Below are 16,571 nucleotides of genomic sequence, written 5' to 3'. Positions count from 1 at the left end.
GGACTACGACGGTCAGCGCGTCCCGAACCGTCGTGCCAGGGCACGCAGCAGTGCCGAACGTCCCTGATCCGGCACCGTCCACAGCCTCTCTCCCCGTACGCCCCACCGCTCGAGCAGCGCGTTGGCCGCCAGAAACCCGGAGGTGGCCGCGCGTTCCATCAGGGCCACGGGCAGATCCGTACGAACCAGGTCCCCGGCGACCACGACGGTCGGGTCGGACGTGCGGACCGTCGGACGGTCTCGGTAGCCGCCGACGGTGAACAGCGGGCAGTCCGCCCTCCACTCGTGGCGCGCGCCGACGACGCGTGCCTCCCGGGTCTCCGGATACACCTGGTGCAACTGGTCGACGAGGCGTTTCTCCTCGACCTCCCGGACGGCCGTCGTCGGCAGGGCGTAGGCGTGGAGTTCGACGACGGACCCACCGGTGCGCGCCGCCCAGCGCGCCGCCTCACCCTCCCAGTTGGACAGCACGCTGACGTTGTCCAGCGAGCCGTAGCCGCTGGTGCCGAGGAAGCCGGGCCGGCCGGACGCGACCGGACGGTCCAGCCACAGCCGGGTGACCAGGAACGGCGGAGCCGTCCGCAGCCGCGCCACCCGCTCGCGCCACCCGGCGTCACCGAGGTGCGGTGAACGGCCCACCACCCCCCGCAGGCCGTCGGTGTCGAGGGCGAGCACGACCGCGTCGTACGGCCGGGCACCCGCGGCGTCGACCACCAGGTGACCGCCGGACGGACCGGGCCGGACGGCCTCGACGGACGTGCTCGTCCGCACCTCGGCGCCGTGCCGCCCCAGATGATCCGCGAACGGGTCCCACAGCGCCTGCGGGAACGGTTCGCGGGGGACGTCGAACAGCAGCCCCTCGCTGGAGCCGAGGAAGTAGATGTGGAACATCAGCGCCATCTCCGCGGCCGACAGCTCCCGCGGGTCCGCGAAGAAGCTGCGCGAGAACACCTCGAAGGCCAGATGCCGTGCGGCCGCGGGAAAGCCCATGGCGTCGAGGAGGTCGTGGGCGCTGACGTCGTCCAGCCGTTCGTGGACACGGCGCGTACGGATGTCCAGGAGCGGCAGGGCCGCGGCGGGCCGCAGGGCCGGCAGGTCGCGCAGCCCGAAGCTGGGGCTCAGGGCGACGAAGCCCAGGGCGCTGAACGGGGGAGTGCGCGGCACCCGGCGGAAACCGTCGCGCAGCCCGCTGCTGTGCCGCAGCGGATAGTCCGGCAGGCCCCTCAGCATGCCCAGTTCGGGATCGGAGCGGCGCAGCAGACTCCGCAGGTTGTAGTACTGGCGGAAGAAGGCGTGGAAGCCGCGGCTCATCGTGGCGGAGGTGCCGTCGGGCAGGCCGACCGGCCAGCCCGACACCCGGCCTCCGAGCACGGCGTCGCGCTCGTGCAGCACGACGCGGACTCCCCGCTCCGCCAGCGCGGTCGCCGCGGCCAGCCCCGCGATGCCGCCTCCGACCACCGCCACGGACGGCGTATCTCCGCTCACCCGCTCCCGTCCCGCCCGGGGAACGACGGCCTGTGCCCGCCGGTCCCGCCCCGGCAGCCCCTCCCCGCCCCGCAGCCTCACCGGGCACCGCCTTCCTCCACGTCACCCGACCGCGCACGTCCCGTCCGCGCGCCGTCCGTCTCGGCCCGGCCCGTCTCGGCCCGGTCCGTCTCCGCGTCGGCGCGGTGGCCGACGAAGGTGTGGGTGATGCCCGTCTGCCAGCCCGGCAGCGGCAGGACCCGGACCCGCTCGAACCCGGCCCGGCCCAGTCTCGCGCCGAACGTCGGCGCCGTGTCGAACGCCGCGACGCTGCGCCACAGATGCCGGTACAGGTCCCGGTCGCCCGTGGCCGTGCCGAGCGGCAGGATGACGCCCCGGCACACCGCGTCCCACACCAGACGGTCCACCCGCCGCCCACCGAGCGCGTACTCGTGCACCGCCAGCCTGCCGCCGGGAGTCAGCAGCCCGTGCACCGTGCGCAGGACGGCGTCGGGATCGGTCAGGTTCCGGAACAGGTAGCCGGCGAGGACCGCGTCGAAGGGCCCGCCCACCTCGGCCCGGCGCAGTTCCTCCGCCGGGGCGTGCACGAAGCGCACCCGCGACGGCCACCGCTTGGCCCGGGCCCGCTCCAGCATGCCCGCCGAGGCGTCCACCCCGACGATCTGCGCGGCGGGGAAGGCCGCGGCCAGCGCCGCCGTCGACGCACCCGTGCCGCATCCCAGGTCCAGTACCCGGCGTCCGGCGCCGCCGTCCGTGAGGCCGAGCCGGCGGGCGGAGCGGCGCAACTGGGCGTGGTAACCCGGATTGAGCGCGACCAGACGGTCGTAGCGGCCGGCGCCGTGGTCGAAGGCGGCGGTCAGCGCGGAGTCGCGCAGCAAAGGCGGCATCGGGGGCTCCTGGGGACGGGTAATTCGCGGACGTGGTGGTTCGCGGACGTGGTGGGACGTGGTGGTTCCCGGACGGATGCTGCTCAACGGACGGGGATGTCCCGGCGCGGCAGCCACGGCAGCTCCGCCGCCGTACGCAGCATCGGCAGGACGGGAGTGCGTACTCCGACCGCGAGGTCCTCGTACAGCCGGGACCGCCCGTCGAGGAAGCGCAGCAGCCGCCCGGCGGGTACTTGCTCGAACAGCCGGAAGAAGAGGTCGGGGCCGTCGACCCGGCCGGTGTCCAGCGCACGCAGCAGCACCGCGTCCATCAGCCGGGCCCGCGCCGGGTGCGCGGGCGGCGGCACCGGGCGGCGGCCCGCGCGCAGGGCGCGGGCGATGGTGTCGGACTGCCGCTGCACGGCGGCGAACGTGTACCCGGTGGAGGCGCGCGTCGCCCCGCCCGCGACCCCGATGCGGAAGACGGCCCCGGAGTTCTCGGCCCGTCGCTCGAACACGGCGTCGGTCATCGGGATCACCCCCTGCTCCGTCGACAGGACCTCCGTCGCGCCGGTGCGCAGGACACGGCGCGTGTAGTCCTCCAGGGCGCTGTCGTACGCGTCGGACGTCAGCGGCGCCGGTCCGAACTCGGTGTACTCGACCAGCGCGGTGTGCCTCCCGGTCGGGAGGACGTAGCCGAAGGACAGGCCACGCGCCGGCTGCCCGGTGCGGAAGTCCATCAGGTCGACCACCCCCGGGTCGAAGACCGGCCGCTCGGTGCGGACGAACCAGCCGCGGAAGTGCTGGAGAAGGCGGGTGCGGGCCGGCGGCAGGCGTTCCGGTGGGCGGGAGTCGAAGACCCAGCGGGCACGCAGGCCGACATGGGACCCCTTCGCATCCGTGGCCGGCACCCACGCGGACCCGTCCGGCAGGGTGGTGACCGTGCCGGCGGTCGCCTCCAGACACCGCAGCCCCGGCCGGTCCTTCAGGTCACGGTCCACCAGCGCCTCGAAGTCGTCCGAGCGGATCATCTTGTAGCGCGCGGGCGCGATGTGCCGCAGGACGACCGCGCCGTCCCGGCCGCGCACCCGCAGCCACTCCCACGACGCCGTCGTCGCCGCGTCGAAGCGGCCGGGACCCGACTCCCAGAAGCACCAGGTGCGGCGCGGGGCCCGCAGCGGACCGGGCGGCGGATCCACCAGGACCACGGAGGGCACGGCGCCACGCGGCCCTCCTGCCGGGAGCCTGTGCACCAGGGAGAGACCTGCCGCCCCGGCACCCACGACGACGATGTCCGCGTCGGCCACGGGTCACCTCCCTTCCACCTGTCCGAAGTCCGAAAGCTCGCCGGTCCGAAGCCTGCCGGTCCGAAGCCTGCCGGTCCGAAGCCCGCCGGTCCGAAGCCCGCCGTCCGAAGCCGGCTTGCTGGAAGCCCGCCTGTCCGGCCGCCCCGGCTTTCGGCGGAGTATTCCGGTCCCCCACCGTCCGCGGATGCGCGGCGCGCTGGACGCCTTGTGGGCGGGTACCGGCCGAGCGGGTGACTACCGGGCGTGAACGGGCCGGCGCGGCATCGAGCCGGAAGCGACGGGGGAAGGCATGACGCCGAGTCACCCCACCGCATGGGGCCGGGGCCGATCCCCGGACGGCGCGTCCGCAGCGTGCCACCCGGCGGAAGTAGCCGCAGCAGCCGACGTACCCGACACGGCTCACCGCCGCAGCCGACGACGAGAGGACCCGGGATGCGCTCCAGCAGGGCCGGCGAGAGCAGGAATCAGCCGCGTCGCCGACCGCCCGTCACCAAGGGCCCGCGATGACACGGACCGTGACCGGCCGCACCGACCACGTGGTGGTCGTCGGCGCCGGGCTCGCGGGACTGTCGGCCGCCCTGCACCTGCTGGGCTCCGGACGGCGGGTGACGGTCGTGGAACGCGACCCGCTGCCCGGCGGCCGTGCCGGACGGCGCGAACTCGGCGGTTACCGCCTCGACACGGGCCCGACCGTCCTGACGATGCCCCATCTGGCCGACGAGGCGTTCGCCGCTGTCGGCGACCGCCTGGCCGACCGCGTCGAACTTCTTCCCCTGCACCCCGCCTACCGGGCGTGCTTCGCCGACGGAGGCACCCTGGACGTCCACACCGATGCCGCCGCCATGGAGGCCGAGGTCGAGCGTTTCGCCGGAGGCCGGGAGGCGGCCGGCTACCGGCGTCTGCGCACCTGGCTGCGGCAGCTCCACGACGTGCAGATGCGCCGGTTCATCGACGCCAACTTCGACTCACCGCTCGGCCTGCTCACCCCCGACCTGGCCCGGCTCGCCGCCCTCGGCGGCTTCGGCCGGCTGGACGCGCGCATCGGACGGTTCCTGACGGACGAGCGGCTCAAGCGCGTCTTCTCCTTCCAGGCCCTGTACGCCGGTGTCGCACCGGCCCGGGCGCTGGCCGCCTATGCCGTCATCGCCTACATGGACACGGTGGCCGGCGTGTACTTCCCGCGCGGCGGCATGCACGCACTGCCGCGCGCCATGGCGGATGCCGCCACCGACGCCGGAGCCGACCTGCGTCTCGGCCGGGACGTCACCCGTCTGGAACGGTCCGGCAGCCGCGTCACCGCCGTCGTCACCGGCCACGAGCGCATCCCGTGCGACGCCGTCGTCCTCACCCCCGACCTGCCCGTCGTCCACCGGCTGCTGGGCCGCCGCCCGCGCCGCCCGGTCCGGCTGCGGCACGCGCCCTCCGCCGTCGTCCTGCACGCCGGCACCACCCGCACCTGGCCGCACCTCGCCCACCACACGCTCTCCTTCGGCGCCGAGTGGCGCCGCACCTTCGACGAACTGACCAGGACCGGCACCCTCATGACCGACCCGTCGCTGCTGATCACCCGGCCCACCGCCGGCGACCCCTCCCTGGCTCCCGAGGGCCGGCATCTCCACTACGTCCTCGCGCCCTGCCCCAACACCGAGATCGGTCCGGGCGTCCGGGAGTGGACCGACCTCGCCCCCCGCTACCGCGACCGCCTGCTCGCCACCCTGGAACGCCGGGGGCTGACCGGCATCGCCGCCGCCATCGAGGAGGAGTGCCTGGTGACGCCCGCCGACTGGAGCACCCAGGGGCATGCCGCGGGCACGCCCTTCTCCGTCGCCCACACCCTCGCCCAGACGGGGCCCTTCCGCCCCCGCAACCTGGTGCGCGGCACCGACAACGCGGTCCTCGCGGGCTGCGGGACCACCCCGGGGGTCGGCGTGCCGACCGTACTGATCTCCGGGAAGCTGGCCGCCGCCCGCATCACCGGAACACCGGCACGTGCCACGGCGGCGAGGGGCGGGCGCCGATGACCCAGCGAGAACTGGACGCCGCGGGCATCACCGACCCGTCCCTGCGCGCCGCCTACACCCGGTGCCGGCTGCTCAACGCCCGCCACGGACGCACCTACTTCCTGGCGACCCGCCTCCTGCCCGCCGACCGCAGGCCGGCCGTGCACGCCCTGTACGGGTTCGCACGGTGGGCGGACGACATCGTCGACGACATGGGCACGGACGCGACCGCCGCCGAACGGGCGGCCGCCCTGGCCCGCCTCGAAGAGCGATTGCGGCAGGCGCTGACCGGTGCCGGGCCCAGCGCGGAACCCGTCGTGCTCGCCCTGGCGGACACCGCCGCCCGGTACGCCATCGACCCGGCCCACTTCACCGACTTCATGGCCTCGATGCGCAGCGACCTCACGGTCACCGACTACGCCACCTACGACGACCTGCGCGCCTACATGCACGGCTCGGCCGCCGTCATCGGCCTCCAGATGCTGCCTGTGCTCGGCACCGTGACCGCCCGCGCCCGGGCCGCGCCGCACGCCGCCGCGCTGGGCGTCGCCTTTCAGCTGACCAACTTCCTGCGGGACGTGGGGGAGGACCTGGACCGGGGCCGGATCTACCTCCCGGCGGACCTGCTGGCCGCGCACGGCGTCCAGCGGGACCTGCTGCTGTGGAGCAGGCGCACCGGCCGCCACGACCCCCGCATCACCGCCGCGCTACGGGCCGCCGAGGACCTCACCCGCGCCGTCTACCGCGAGGCCGCGCCCGGACTGGCCATGCTGGACCCGGTTTCGCGACCGTGCATCCGTACCGCGTACGTCCTCTACCGGACCATCCTCGACGCGATCGCGGCCGACGGGTACGCGGTACTGCACCGGCGCGCGGTGGTGCGCCGCCGCCGGCGTGCGGTCGTCGCGGCCGACGGACTGGCAAGGGTACTGGCCGCCCGGCTGAAGGCGCGGGGCGCGGCCGCACACCGGGCCCCGCCCGTGCCGAGCCCGAACGACGTCCGCTCCCGCTCCGCGAAGGAGGCCGGATGAGTGCGACCCCCCGCCCCCACCGGGGCCGCTTCCCCCTGCGGCTGCGCCGCCGCCCCGTCCCCTGGCAGCAGCAGCGGCCCACCTGGCGTGAGGCCCGGCCCGCCGTCATCGCCGGGGCCCTCGGGCGCGCACTGGCACGCCCTTCGGGCAACTGGTACGTCCTCGGCGCGAGCACCGACGTACGGTCCACCCGCCCGCTGTCCGGTACGGTCGCCGGCGTCGAGGTCGTCGTGTGGCGGGACGCGCACGGGAGTCTGGTGGGCGGCCCCGGCGCGTGTCCCCACCTCGGCGCCCCGCTGGCCGAGAGCCCGGTACGGTGCGGGACGCTCGTGTGCCACTGGCACGGACTCGCCCTCAGCGGCACTCCGTTCGCCGGCTGGGAGCCCTGGCCGGTCCACGACGACGGCGTACTGGTGTGGGTGCGGCTGGACGCGGCGGGGGAGGATCCACCGACCCCGGCGCCCGTCGTCCCCGCCAGGCCACCGCGGGCGGCGTCCCTCACGTCCGTCTGGCGGGGGGTCGGGGTCTGCGAACCCGAGGACGTCGTCGCCAACCGGCTCGACCCGTGGCACGGCTCCTGGTTCCACCCGTACTCCTTCGTGGACCTCACCGTCGTCGAGACGCCCGTCGAGACGCGCGCTGAAACGCCCGGCGAGGCGTACGCCGGGACCCCCGACATGGGAGAGGACGACGACCGCTTCGTCGTGGACGTGTCCTTCAGGCTCACCGGCCGGCTCGTCGTACCCGTACGGGCCGAGTTCACCGCGCCGGAACCCCGCACCGTCGTCATGCGCATCACCGACGGTGAGGGCGCCGGATCCGTCGTGGAGAGCCACGCGACGCCGCTCGGCCCGGACGGGAGCGGCCGACCGCGCACCGCCGTCGTCGAGGCGGTGCTGGCCACCTCGGACCGGCCGGGCTTCCCCGTGGCCCGCCGCCTGGCACCGGCCCTGCGCCCGCTGATGCGCGCCGCCGCCGGCCGTCTGTGGCGCGACGACCTCGCCTACGCCGAACGCCGCAGGCACCTGCGCGACCGCGGCCGGTTCCCCGGCTGACCGGAGAGGACAGCATGCAGACCTTCCTGCCCCACCCCGGCTTCCGCGAGTCGGCGCTGACCCTGGACCGCCGTCGGCTGGGCAAACAGCGGGTCGAGGCGCTCCAGGTGCTGCGCGGCCTGACCGTGCCCGGCTACGGCTGGCGCCGGCATCCGGCGGTGCGGATGTGGACGGGCTACGAGGAGGCACTCGTCCGGTACGGCCTGGAGGTCTGCCGGGTCTGGCGCGAGCAGGGTCACCAGGACAGCTGTGCCGCGTCACTCGTCTCCGGACTCGCCGTGTGCCGTCCGGGTGAGCCGGTGCGGGACCAGCCGGAGCTGGCGCACGCCGGGGAACTGCCGCCCTGGCTCGGGAACGACGCCTTCCACCGCAGCCACCGGTCGGCGCTGGTGCGCAAGGAGCGGGAGGTGTACGCCGAACTGTTCCCCGGAGTCCCGGACGACCTGCCCTACGTGTGGCCGGCCTCGGACCGGGAGAACGGAGAGGGGGGAAGCGGCAGCACTTCCTAGTCCGGGACGGTCAGGCCTGCTGCGCGCCCGCGAGTTCCTTCAGGTCGACCGTCTGGTCGGACGGTGGCTGCTCGGCCCTCACCGGCTCGCCGTACTCGCTGAACGTGACGCTGCCGGGGTTCTTGCCGCCCTTGGACGTGGACTTCAGGATGTACGGCTCGCCCTCCGTGGCGACGTACAAGGTGAGCGTCTCGCCGCCCGTGGCCTCCTTGGTCAGCTTCACGGCAGCCTCGCCGTTCACCTCCGTCGTGGAGCCGCGCTTCATGCCCTGGCGCTCGGACTTGTCCTCGTCCATGGCGGCGATGAAGCCCTGCTTGTCGCAGACACCGGCGGTCGTGGCGTCGTTCGCCGGCATCCTCACCCACTTGTCCCGCAGCTTCGGCACCATTTTCTGCGCCGCGTCGGGCTGCTGCTTCAGGGCGCTGCGCCAGTACTGCTCGTCGCCGCGCAGGTAGAGGGTCGCGTCGGTGTGCCGCACGTCCGCCTCGGCCTCGCCGGTACCGATGGTGCCCTGGCAGTTCTTCTCCTGGTCGACCGAGACGTCGATGGTGACGGTGCCGCCGTCCTCCAGACGGGTGTCACCCTTCACGTGCATGGACTCCGCCTGTCGGGTGGCCTCGACGGCCTTCGCGGCGATGTCGTCGGCGCTCTGCCCCTCGAACGGCTTGCCGTCGTCGCCGGTGCCGGCACCGGAATCGCCGCCGCAGCCGGCCAGCAGGGCGACCGACACGCTCGCGGTCGCCACAGCGGTTGCCACTTTGCTGATGCGCACTGGAAGTCCTTTCCCATGTCGTTCCATGGCCGTCGGATCCGTCAAATCCGTTGGTTTCCCGATGTGTTGGCACCGGGAGGTTCCGACTACCCCGATTCCCCCGACATGCACGTGAGGGAGAAGCCGTGACGCCCGTGTGAAGGCCGTCACCGCCGATTGGTCCCCGACGGCGCCCGCGAAGTGGACCCCGTGACGGGCCGTCGTGCTTTCTACTGTCGTGGGCATGAACGCCACCACCACGCGCGGAGCCTTGTTCGCCGCGCTCGCCTGTGTCCTTGTCGGAGGCTCCTTCACCGCCAACAGCCTGCTGGGCGACTACCCGTACGCGGGTGGCCAGTTCCTGCGCTACGGGCTGGCCTTCCTGCTGCTCGTCCCACTCGCCGGCCCCGGCGCGACGACCCGGCTGCGCGCGCTCGGTGCCGCCCGGTGGTTGCGCCTCGCGGTCCTCGCGGCTGTCGGTATGGTCGGCTTCAACCTGGCCGTCCTCGCCGCGGAACGCACGGCCGAACCGGCGGTCCCCGGCGTCTTCGTGGGCTGTGCTCCCGTGGTGGTCGCGGTCCTCGTCCCCCTCCTGGAGGGACGCCGGCCGCAACGCGTCGTGCTGTACGGGTCGTTGTTCGTGGCCGTGGGCGCCTTCACGGTCCAGGGCTGGGGACGCACCGACGGCGCGGGTATCGCCTTCTCCGTGTGCGCCCTGATCGGCGAGGTCGGTTTCGCCGTTCTCGCCGTGCCCGTACTGCGCCCCCTGGGGCCCTGGCTGCTGTCCACGGTGGTCTGCGGGATCGCGGCGGCCGAGTCCGCGTTGATCGGCGTACTGGCCGACGGCGACGGGTGGTTGCCGAGGCCGGACGCGGTCGAGATCGGCGCGCTGCTGTGGCAGGCGGTGGTGGTCACCGTCGTCGGGTTCGTCTGCTGGTACATGGGCATGCAGCGGATCGGGGCCGAGCGCGCCACCCTGTTCTCCGGTCTGATCCCGGTCGCCGCCGCCTGTACGGCCCCGCTCGTCGGCGCCGGCTCCTACGGCGCCGCGCAGGCCGTGGGCAGCGCCCTGGTCTGCGCCGGGGTCGCCGTGGGGTCGGGAGCCGTGTCGGTGTGGTTCGCGCGCCGGGGCCGCGCGCCCGGGGGGACGCGTCAGCGGGTCCCGGAGCGATCCTTGGAGAAGCTGTAGAGGTCCTTCGATGTGGTGATGAGCTCCGCCTGCTCCTGCCGGGAGCCGACCATGGGCTGTGAACCGTGCAGCGGCACCTGGGAGCTCTCCGGCAGGAACCGCACGGTCACCAGGCCGATGACCCCGGCCACCATCAGGTAGTAGGCGGGCATCATGGCGTCGCCGGTGACGCTCACCAGCGCCTCGGTGAGCAGCGGCGTGGTGCCGCCGAAGGCCGCGACGGCGAAGTTGAAGCCGATGCCCATGGCCGCGTAGCGCACCGCGGTCGGGAACAGCGCGGGCAGGGTGGCGGCACTCGGCGCGGCGAAGCAGGCCAGCAGGGTGGCGAGGAGCAGGATCCCGGCGACCGGCGCCCAGGTGCCGTCCGCCTTCAGCAGCAGGAAGGCAGGCACGGCGAGGACGATCATCGCGATGGCGCCGACGGCGTACAGCGGGCGGCGGCCGACGTGGTCGCTGAGCCGTCCGAGGAAGGTGATCAGCAGCACGATCCACACCATGCCGATCAGCACCAGCACGTCGGCGAAGCCGCTGGAGCGGCCGAGGGTCTCCGTCTGGTAGGTGGGCAGATAGCCGGTGACCATGTAGTTGGTGACGTTGTAGAGCAGCACCAGGCCCATGCAGATCAGCAGCGGACGCCAGTGCTTTCGGATGATGGTCTTGAACTCACTGCCCGCCGACTCCTGGGCGAGGCTCTTCTCGTGCTCGTCGAGCTGCTGCTGGAAGGCGGGGGACTCCTCCAGCTTGAGTCGCATGTACAGGCCGATGAGGCCCAGCGGGCCGGCGATCAGGAACGGGACGCGCCAGCCCCAGTCGAGCATCTGGCCGTCGGTCAGCGCCAGGTTCAGCACGGTGACCAGCGCCGAGCCGAGCGCGTAGCCGACGAAGGTGCCGAAGTCGAGCCAACTGGAGAGGAACCCGCGCCGCCGGTCGGGTGAGTACTCGGCGACGAAGGTGGTGGCGCCGCCGTACTCGCCGCCGGTGGAGAAGCCCTGGAGCATGCGGGCGAGCAGCAGCAGGATCGGGGCGGCGATGCCGATGCTGGCGTAGCTCGGGATGAGGCCGATGGAGAAGGTGCCGATCGCCATCAGGATCATGGTGGTGGCGAGCACCTTCTGCCGGCCGACGCGGTCCCCGAGCGGGCCGAAGACGAGGCCGCCGAGCGGGCGTACGACGAAGGCCGCGGCGAAGGTGGCGAAGGAGGAGATGACCTGGGCGGTCGGGGAGGCACCGGGGAAGAACACCTTGCCGAGGGTGGCGGCCAGGTAGCTGTAGACGCCGAAGTCGAACCACTCCATGCAGTTGCCGAGCGCCGAGGCCCCGACCGCGCGCTTGAGGAGCGGTCCCTCGACGATCTGGACATCGTCCTCGCCGAAGGCGCGCTTGTTGCGGCGGAGCCGGCGGGTCAGTTCCTCGCGCACCTGCTGCGGCAGGCGCGCGACCGTACTCGGCATCTTCACCCGGCCCAGGGGGCCGGATCCGCCGTCAGGTTTCGCGTTCACCGCGCCGCCGCCTTTCTGTTGCCGCACCACGATTCCCCTGAGCGAATTCTGTGCCGCAATGATCGTCCGGCGCATGCCGGAGCCGCTGCCCGGGGCCACGCGGGTGACACACAGGGGCCCTCGGCGGACGTCCGCCGAGGGCCTCGCGCCCGCGCCCGTGTACGGCTCAGGGCTGTACGGGCATGGTGCGGCAGTTGGGTGCAGTTCCGGCCCGGTGCGCCTATCGGCGGCTCCGTACCAGCAGGTACAGGAAGTATGGCGTACCGATGACCGCCGTCATCAGCCCCGCGCCGAGCTGGGCCGGAGCGATCACCGTGCGGCCGATCAGGTCGGCCGTGCACACGAGCGTGGCACCGAGGAGGATCGCGACCGGCACGACCCGTACGTGCCGCCGGCCCACGAGAGCGCGGGCCGCGTGCGGGGCGACGAGCCCCACGAAGGCGATGGTGCCCGCACAGGCCACGGCCGCCGCGCTGAGCACGACGCTCAGCACCAGGAACCCGAGGCGTCCCCGAGCCACCCGCAGGCCGAGCAGCCGCGGCGTGTCCTCGTCCAGCGAGACCAGGTCCAGCTCGGTGCGCCGGGCGACGGATACACCGACACCGACGACCAGCGCCAGCGCGACCGGCACCACGTCCGGCATGGTCCGCCCGTAGGTGGAACCCGACAGCCAGGTCAGCGCCTTCGTCGCGTTGAACGGGTCGGTGAGCACGATCAGCAGGCTGATCAGCGCCGTCGCCGCGGAGGCGACGCCGATGCCGACCAGGACCAGCCGGTTCTGCTGGAAGCCGCCCCGGGCGGCCAGCCCGAAGACGAGCACCGCGGTGACCGCGGAGCCGGCGAACGCCGCTGTGGCGATCCCCCAGGTTCCGGCGGCCGGCACGGTGGTCACCAGCAGTACGGCGCCCAGTGCGCCACCGCCCGAGACGCCCAGGACGGCGGGCTCCGCGAGCGGGTTGCGGGTCACGGCCTGCACCAGGGTGCCGGACAGGGCGAGCGCCGCGCCCGCGCAGAGCGCGGCCAGCACCCGGGGCACCCGTGCGTCCAGGACGAAGGAGACGGTCCGTCCGGCCCGCCCCTGCGCCCAGTTGACGACGTCGCCGAGCAGCAGCTTGCTGTCGCCCACCAGCACGGCGGCGATCACCAGGCCGACCAGGACGGCGACCAGGACGGTCACGGTGGCCAGGAACACCGTCCGGCTCGGGATGCGCAGCCGGTCCGGCGCGCCGGCTCCGGCCGTGTCCTTCAGCCGCAGCGCCATCACGACCAGGAACACGGCGCCGACCAGGCTGGTGACGACACCCGTGGGCACGGCCACCGACAGGTCGTCGGCGACGAACGTCCGCAGCAGCACGTCCGAAGCCAGGACGAGGGCAGCGCCGATGAGCGCGGCCGCCGGCATGGAGGCACGGGAGCGGGCGAAGCCGCGGAAGCGGCGGGCCAGCGGGCGGACGAGGGCGGGCGCGCACAGGCCGACGAAGCCGATCGGCCCGGCGAGTGTGACCGCGGCGGCGGACAGCAGCGCGGCCAGGACGACGACCGTGACCCGGGTGGCCCGGACCGGGACGCCCAGCCCGCGTGCGGCGTCGTCGCCGAGCGCGAGGGCGTCCACTCGGTGGGCCGTCAGCAGCAGCCCGGCCAGCCCGACGACGGCGACGGGCAGCATCTGCAGGACGCCGTCGAAGCCGTTCTGGGCGATGCTGCCCTGGTTCCACTGGTAGAGGCCGCCCGTCTGCTCGGGGAAGAGCAGGAGCAGCCCCTCCGTCATGGAGCTCAGCCCCAGCATCAGCGCGGTGCCGGCGAGCACCAGTCGTACGGTGCCCGTGCCCAGGCCGGACAGGCCGAGCACGACGGCCGCCGCCGCCAGGCCGCCGGCGAAGGCGACACCGGAGGAGGCGATCATCGGCAGCGACACGCCGGTGACCACGGTCAGTCCGAGCGCCAGGTAGGAACCCGCGTTCACCGCCAGGGTGTCGGGGGAGGCGAGCACGTTGCGGCTGACCGCCTGGAGAGCGGCACCGGCCATGCCCAGCGCGGCGCCGACCAGGAGGCCGGCGGTCATCCGGGGCAGCCGGGACGCGATCACGACGGACGCGTCGTCGGCGTCGGCCTGCCCGGTCAGGGCCTTGAACACCTCGGACGGACCGACGGCGGCGGTGCCCTGGGCGATGTCCACCACGGCCAGGACGGCGACGAGCAGGACGAGCCCGGCCGTCACCGCGGCCGCGCCCGACCGGGACGTGGGTGCCGTCGACGGACGGGCGGCGGGTTCGGTTGCGGTGACGGCCATGGCCCCGCTACTTCGTCAGCGCGCCGACGACGGCGTCGATGTACGCCTCCATCGACCCGGGACCACCGAACATCCAGATGCCGTCGTCCAGCCGGTGCACGTCGCCGGCCTTCACGAACGGTAGGGACTTCCACACCGAGTTCTTCGCCAGCGCGCCGGTGAAGGGGGTGGCGGCCGGGTCCTCGTCGTTGCCGATGTAGGCGAAGTGGGTGTCCTTCGGCAGCGCGGTCAGCCCCTCGACGTCGGTGGAGCCCAGACCGTAGGCCTCGTCGCCCTTCACCTTCCAGACGTTCTTCAGACCGATCGCCTCGTTGACCTCACCGATCAGCGAGGTCGCGGTGTAGGGGCGGACGGAGACCTGGTTGGAGGTCACGTAGCCGTCGGCGAAGGCGATCCCCTTGCCGGCCATCCCGGCGTCGGTCAGGGCCTTCTTGCCCTCGGCGACCTTCGCCTCGAAGTCCGTGCGGATCGTCTTCGCCCGGTCCGTGGTGCCGGTGGCCTTGGCGATGAGGTCGACGTTGTCGAGCATCTGCCCGATCTGGTCGGTGCCGTCGGCGGACTTCAGCTCCAGCACCGGGGCGACCTCGCGCAGCTGCTTCACCGCGGCGGGCGGCAGGTCCGTGGTGGCGACGACGAGGTCGGGCGCGAGGGAGGCGACGGTGTCCATGCTCGGCTCGCCGCGCGTGCCGATGTCCTTGGGGTCGTTCTTCAGCGGGACCGAGGTGTCCCACGTCTTGTAGCCCTTGACCTCCGCGACGCCGACCGGGTCGACACCCAGCGAGACGAGGCTCTCGACGGCGTTCCACTCGGTGGCGACGACCTTGGTGGCCGGGCCGTCGAGCTTCACCTCGGTGCCCTTGCCGTCCTTGAGGGTGATGGCTTGTGAGGCCGCCTTCTTCTCGGACTTGTCGGCGGCGGGCTCGGTGGTGCCGCAGGCGGCAAGGGTGAGCGCCGCGGCGGTGGTGGTGGCCGCGGTGAGCAGGAGGCGTCTCATGAGGTGGTGCCGAGCCTTTCGGTCCGTATGTGGTGGCGGCCGATCGGGCGGGTGCGCAGCCGGCCGGTCAGGGGGTCGGTGTCGACGTCGATCCGGATGCCGTAGACGGCACTCAGGCGTTGTGGTGTCAGTACGTCCTCGGGCAGGCCGTCGGCGGCGATCCGGCCCGCTTCGAGCAGCGTGATCCGGTCGGCGACGGCCGCCGCCTGGTCGAGGTCGTGCAGGACGACACCGACGGCGATCCCGTGGTCGTCCGCCAGGTCGCGGATGAGGTCGAGGAGTTCGACCTGGTAGCGCAGGTCGAGGTAGGTGGTCGGTTCGTCCAGCAGCAGTACGCCGGTCTCCTGGGCGAGGCAGCTCGCGAGCCACACCCGCTGCAACTGCCCGCCGGACAGGTGGTCGGCGCCGCGGTCGGCGAGGCCGTCGACGCCGGTGAGCGCGAGCGCCCGGTCGACGGCGGCCGGGCCGTCCGGATCCGGCCGCCCCCAGCGGCCCCGGTACGGATAGCGGCCGAACTCGACGACGTCCCGCACGGTCAGCCCGCCGGGCGTCGGGCGCCCCTGCGTCAGCAGGGCGACGTACCGCGAGAACTCACGGGACGTCAGTGCCAGACCGTCGGTGCCGCCGTCGATCGTGAGCGTGGCACTACGGGCACGCTGCAGCCTGGCGACGGTCCGCAGCAGCGTCGACTTCCCGCTGCCGTTCGGACCCACCAGGACGGTCACTTCACCGGGCCTGAGCCTGACCGCGGCGCCGTGCACGACATCGACACCGTCGTACGACACGGTCACACCCGTCGCCGACAGCTCATGACCGCGCAGGCGCGGCGTACCGGCTGCGTCTTCACCGCATCTCACGTGGGGAAGGTTAGCCTAACCTAAAAAGTGCTGGTAGAGGCGGGGCTCACACGAGACCGGCGGCCACCGCCCCGACTCCGCCGGCCCGGAGTGGCAGATGCTCTCAACCCACCTGCTGCGACTGGGATTTCCACAAACCCGCCCGGTTCAGCGACTGCGGGCAGTGAAGATAGATCTCGTCGACCTCCAGCAGCAGCGCCAGGTCCGGACGGCGGCCGTCCCGGGCCATCGCGTCGAAGAAGGGCGCGTCGGTGAGGAGGCGGGCCCGGCCGTTGATCCGCAGTACCTCCTTGCCCCCGGGAATCAGGTGGAGCAGTCCGGCGTGAGGATTGTCCAGGATGTTGTGGAAGCTGTCCCCCCGCCGGTTTCCCGGCCGGTCCGGCAGGGCGAGGGTGCCGGAGTCGAGGACGTGGGTGAAGCCCGGGGTGTCACCACGTGGCGAGACGTCGCAGTTGCCCCGCGCGTCGGAGGTGGCCAGCAGGCAGAAGGAGGAGCGGGCCAGTATGTCCCGGTCCTCGTCCGTGAGCCGCCCGTGAACCTTGTCTATGACGATGGGCCAGGGCTCGCCCAGCAGTTCGCGCAGTTGCGCGCGCGAGCCGAGCTCGACCCAGCCCTCGTCGGTGACGGCGTCCGGCCGGTCTCCGGTCGCGTCGATCGTGTGCGGCAAGGCCGGCTCCCCAGGTAAGTGTTTGTCGGAAGCGTGGGCTTCCGGCAGATGGTTGTACCTGGCACATTATC

General features: G+C 73.2%; 14 protein-coding genes. 5 read left to right on the top strand and 9 right to left on the bottom strand.

Features of this window, described 5'->3' with window-relative positions; genetic code table 11:
* Nucleotides 1-12: 12 nt before the first annotated feature.
* The 3 genes from ABEA26_RS06795 to ABEA26_RS06785 all read right to left on the bottom strand — a co-directional run bounded on the left by ABEA26_RS06795 (nt 13) and on the right by ABEA26_RS06785 (nt 3,658).
* Nucleotides 13-1,560 (bottom strand): FAD-dependent oxidoreductase, encoded by a 1,548-nt coding sequence (locus ABEA26_RS06795; RefSeq protein ID WP_425587793.1) that lies wholly within the window; start codon nt 1,558-1,560, stop codon nt 13-15.
* A gap of 2 nt (nt 1,561-1,562) precedes the next feature.
* Nucleotides 1,563-2,372, bottom strand: a complete 810-nt coding sequence (locus ABEA26_RS06790; RefSeq protein ID WP_345590143.1) for a class I SAM-dependent methyltransferase — start codon at nt 2,370-2,372, stop codon at nt 1,563-1,565.
* Between the two features lie 83 nt (nt 2,373-2,455).
* Complete coding sequence (locus tag ABEA26_RS06785; RefSeq protein ID WP_345590142.1) at nt 2,456-3,658, bottom strand: lycopene cyclase family protein; 1,203 nt, start codon at nt 3,656-3,658, stop codon at nt 2,456-2,458.
* A 503-nt stretch (nt 3,659-4,161) separates the two neighbouring features.
* On the opposite strand from ABEA26_RS06785, the gene crtI reads away from it, so the two are divergent.
* The 4 genes from crtI to ABEA26_RS06765 are packed head-to-tail and all read left to right on the top strand — an operon-like array spanning nt 4,162 to nt 8,253.
* The gene (gene crtI / locus ABEA26_RS06780; protein WP_345590140.1) at nt 4,162-5,679 is read left to right on the top strand and encodes a phytoene desaturase family protein; all 1,518 of its coding nucleotides are present in this window, start codon (nt 4,162-4,164) and stop codon (nt 5,677-5,679) included.
* On the top strand, nt 5,676-6,689 hold the full coding sequence (locus ABEA26_RS06775) for a phytoene/squalene synthase family protein (RefSeq protein WP_345590139.1): 1,014 nt from the start codon (nt 5,676-5,678) through the stop codon (nt 6,687-6,689). The genes crtI and ABEA26_RS06775 overlap by 4 nt, the downstream gene beginning before the upstream one ends.
* On the top strand, nt 6,686-7,744 hold the full coding sequence (locus tag ABEA26_RS06770; RefSeq protein ID WP_345590137.1) for a Rieske (2Fe-2S) protein: 1,059 nt from the start codon (nt 6,686-6,688) through the stop codon (nt 7,742-7,744). Before ABEA26_RS06775 ends, ABEA26_RS06770 begins: the two co-directional genes overlap by 4 nt.
* Before the next feature lie 14 nt (nt 7,745-7,758).
* Nucleotides 7,759-8,253, top strand: coding sequence for an MSMEG_6728 family protein (locus ABEA26_RS06765; protein WP_345590136.1), 495 nt, complete (start codon nt 7,759-7,761; stop codon nt 8,251-8,253).
* 10 nt (nt 8,254-8,263) lie between these two features.
* On the opposite strand, the gene ABEA26_RS06760 is transcribed toward ABEA26_RS06765, so the two are convergent.
* Nucleotides 8,264-9,025: a hypothetical protein gene (locus ABEA26_RS06760; RefSeq protein WP_345590135.1), complete on the bottom strand. Its 762-nt coding sequence runs from the start codon at nt 9,023-9,025 to the stop codon at nt 8,264-8,266.
* A gap of 223 nt (nt 9,026-9,248) precedes the next feature.
* Between ABEA26_RS06760 and ABEA26_RS06755 the strand changes: the two genes are divergently transcribed.
* Complete coding sequence (locus ABEA26_RS06755; protein ID WP_345590133.1) at nt 9,249-10,193, top strand: DMT family transporter; 945 nt, start codon at nt 9,249-9,251, stop codon at nt 10,191-10,193.
* On the opposite strand, the gene proP is transcribed toward ABEA26_RS06755, so the two are convergent.
* The 5 genes from proP to ABEA26_RS06730 all read right to left on the bottom strand — a co-directional run bounded on the left by proP (nt 10,157) and on the right by ABEA26_RS06730 (nt 16,500).
* The gene (gene proP / locus ABEA26_RS06750; RefSeq protein WP_345590222.1) at nt 10,157-11,644 is read right to left on the bottom strand and encodes a glycine betaine/L-proline transporter ProP; all 1,488 of its coding nucleotides are present in this window, start codon (nt 11,642-11,644) and stop codon (nt 10,157-10,159) included. The two genes, ABEA26_RS06755 and proP, sit on opposite strands and share 37 nt — an antisense overlap.
* Nucleotides 11,645-11,912: 268 nt before the next feature.
* On the bottom strand, nt 11,913-13,982 hold the full coding sequence (locus tag ABEA26_RS06745; RefSeq protein WP_345590131.1) for an iron ABC transporter permease: 2,070 nt from the start codon (nt 13,980-13,982) through the stop codon (nt 11,913-11,915).
* Nucleotides 13,983-13,989: 7 nt separating this feature from the next.
* Complete coding sequence (locus tag ABEA26_RS06740; protein ID WP_345590129.1) at nt 13,990-14,976, bottom strand: ABC transporter substrate-binding protein; 987 nt, start codon at nt 14,974-14,976, stop codon at nt 13,990-13,992.
* Nucleotides 14,973-15,833 (bottom strand): ABC transporter ATP-binding protein, encoded by an 861-nt coding sequence (locus tag ABEA26_RS06735; protein WP_345590128.1) that lies wholly within the window; start codon nt 15,831-15,833, stop codon nt 14,973-14,975. Before ABEA26_RS06735 ends, ABEA26_RS06740 begins: the two co-directional genes overlap by 4 nt.
* 103 nt (nt 15,834-15,936) lie before the next feature.
* Nucleotides 15,937-16,500 carry an MSMEG_1061 family FMN-dependent PPOX-type flavoprotein gene (locus ABEA26_RS06730; RefSeq protein WP_345590127.1) on the bottom strand — a complete coding sequence of 188 codons (564 nt, stop codon included), beginning with the start codon at nt 16,498-16,500 and terminating at the stop codon, nt 15,937-15,939.
* Nucleotides 16,501-16,571 lie beyond the last annotated feature (71 nt).

Source organism: Streptomyces marokkonensis, from assembly GCF_039539045.1.
In the GTDB taxonomy this organism is placed as follows: Bacteria; Actinomycetota; Actinomycetes; order Streptomycetales; family Streptomycetaceae; genus Streptomyces; species Streptomyces marokkonensis.
This window is presented reverse-complemented; position numbering and strand designations above follow the sequence as displayed.

Coding starts and splice junctions, on each gene's coding strand:
- ABEA26_RS06775 (WP_345590139.1), top strand. CDS start 5,676: ATGACCCAGCGAGAACTGGACGCCGCGGGCATCACCGACCCGTCCCTG.
- ABEA26_RS06790 (WP_345590143.1), bottom strand. CDS start 2,372: ATGCCGCCTTTGCTGCGCGACTCCGCGCTGACCGCCGCCTTCGACCAC.
- ABEA26_RS06745 (WP_345590131.1), bottom strand. CDS start 13,982: ATGGCCGTCACCGCAACCGAACCCGCCGCCCGTCCGTCGACGGCACCC.
- ABEA26_RS06770 (WP_345590137.1), top strand. CDS start 6,686: ATGAGTGCGACCCCCCGCCCCCACCGGGGCCGCTTCCCCCTGCGGCTG.
- ABEA26_RS06740 (WP_345590129.1), bottom strand. CDS start 14,976: ATGAGACGCCTCCTGCTCACCGCGGCCACCACCACCGCCGCGGCGCTC.
- ABEA26_RS06765 (WP_345590136.1), top strand. CDS start 7,759: ATGCAGACCTTCCTGCCCCACCCCGGCTTCCGCGAGTCGGCGCTGACC.
- proP (WP_345590222.1), bottom strand. CDS start 11,644: ATGCCGAGTACGGTCGCGCGCCTGCCGCAGCAGGTGCGCGAGGAACTG.
- crtI (WP_345590140.1), top strand. CDS start 4,162: ATGACACGGACCGTGACCGGCCGCACCGACCACGTGGTGGTCGTCGGC.
- ABEA26_RS06755 (WP_345590133.1), top strand. CDS start 9,249: ATGAACGCCACCACCACGCGCGGAGCCTTGTTCGCCGCGCTCGCCTGT.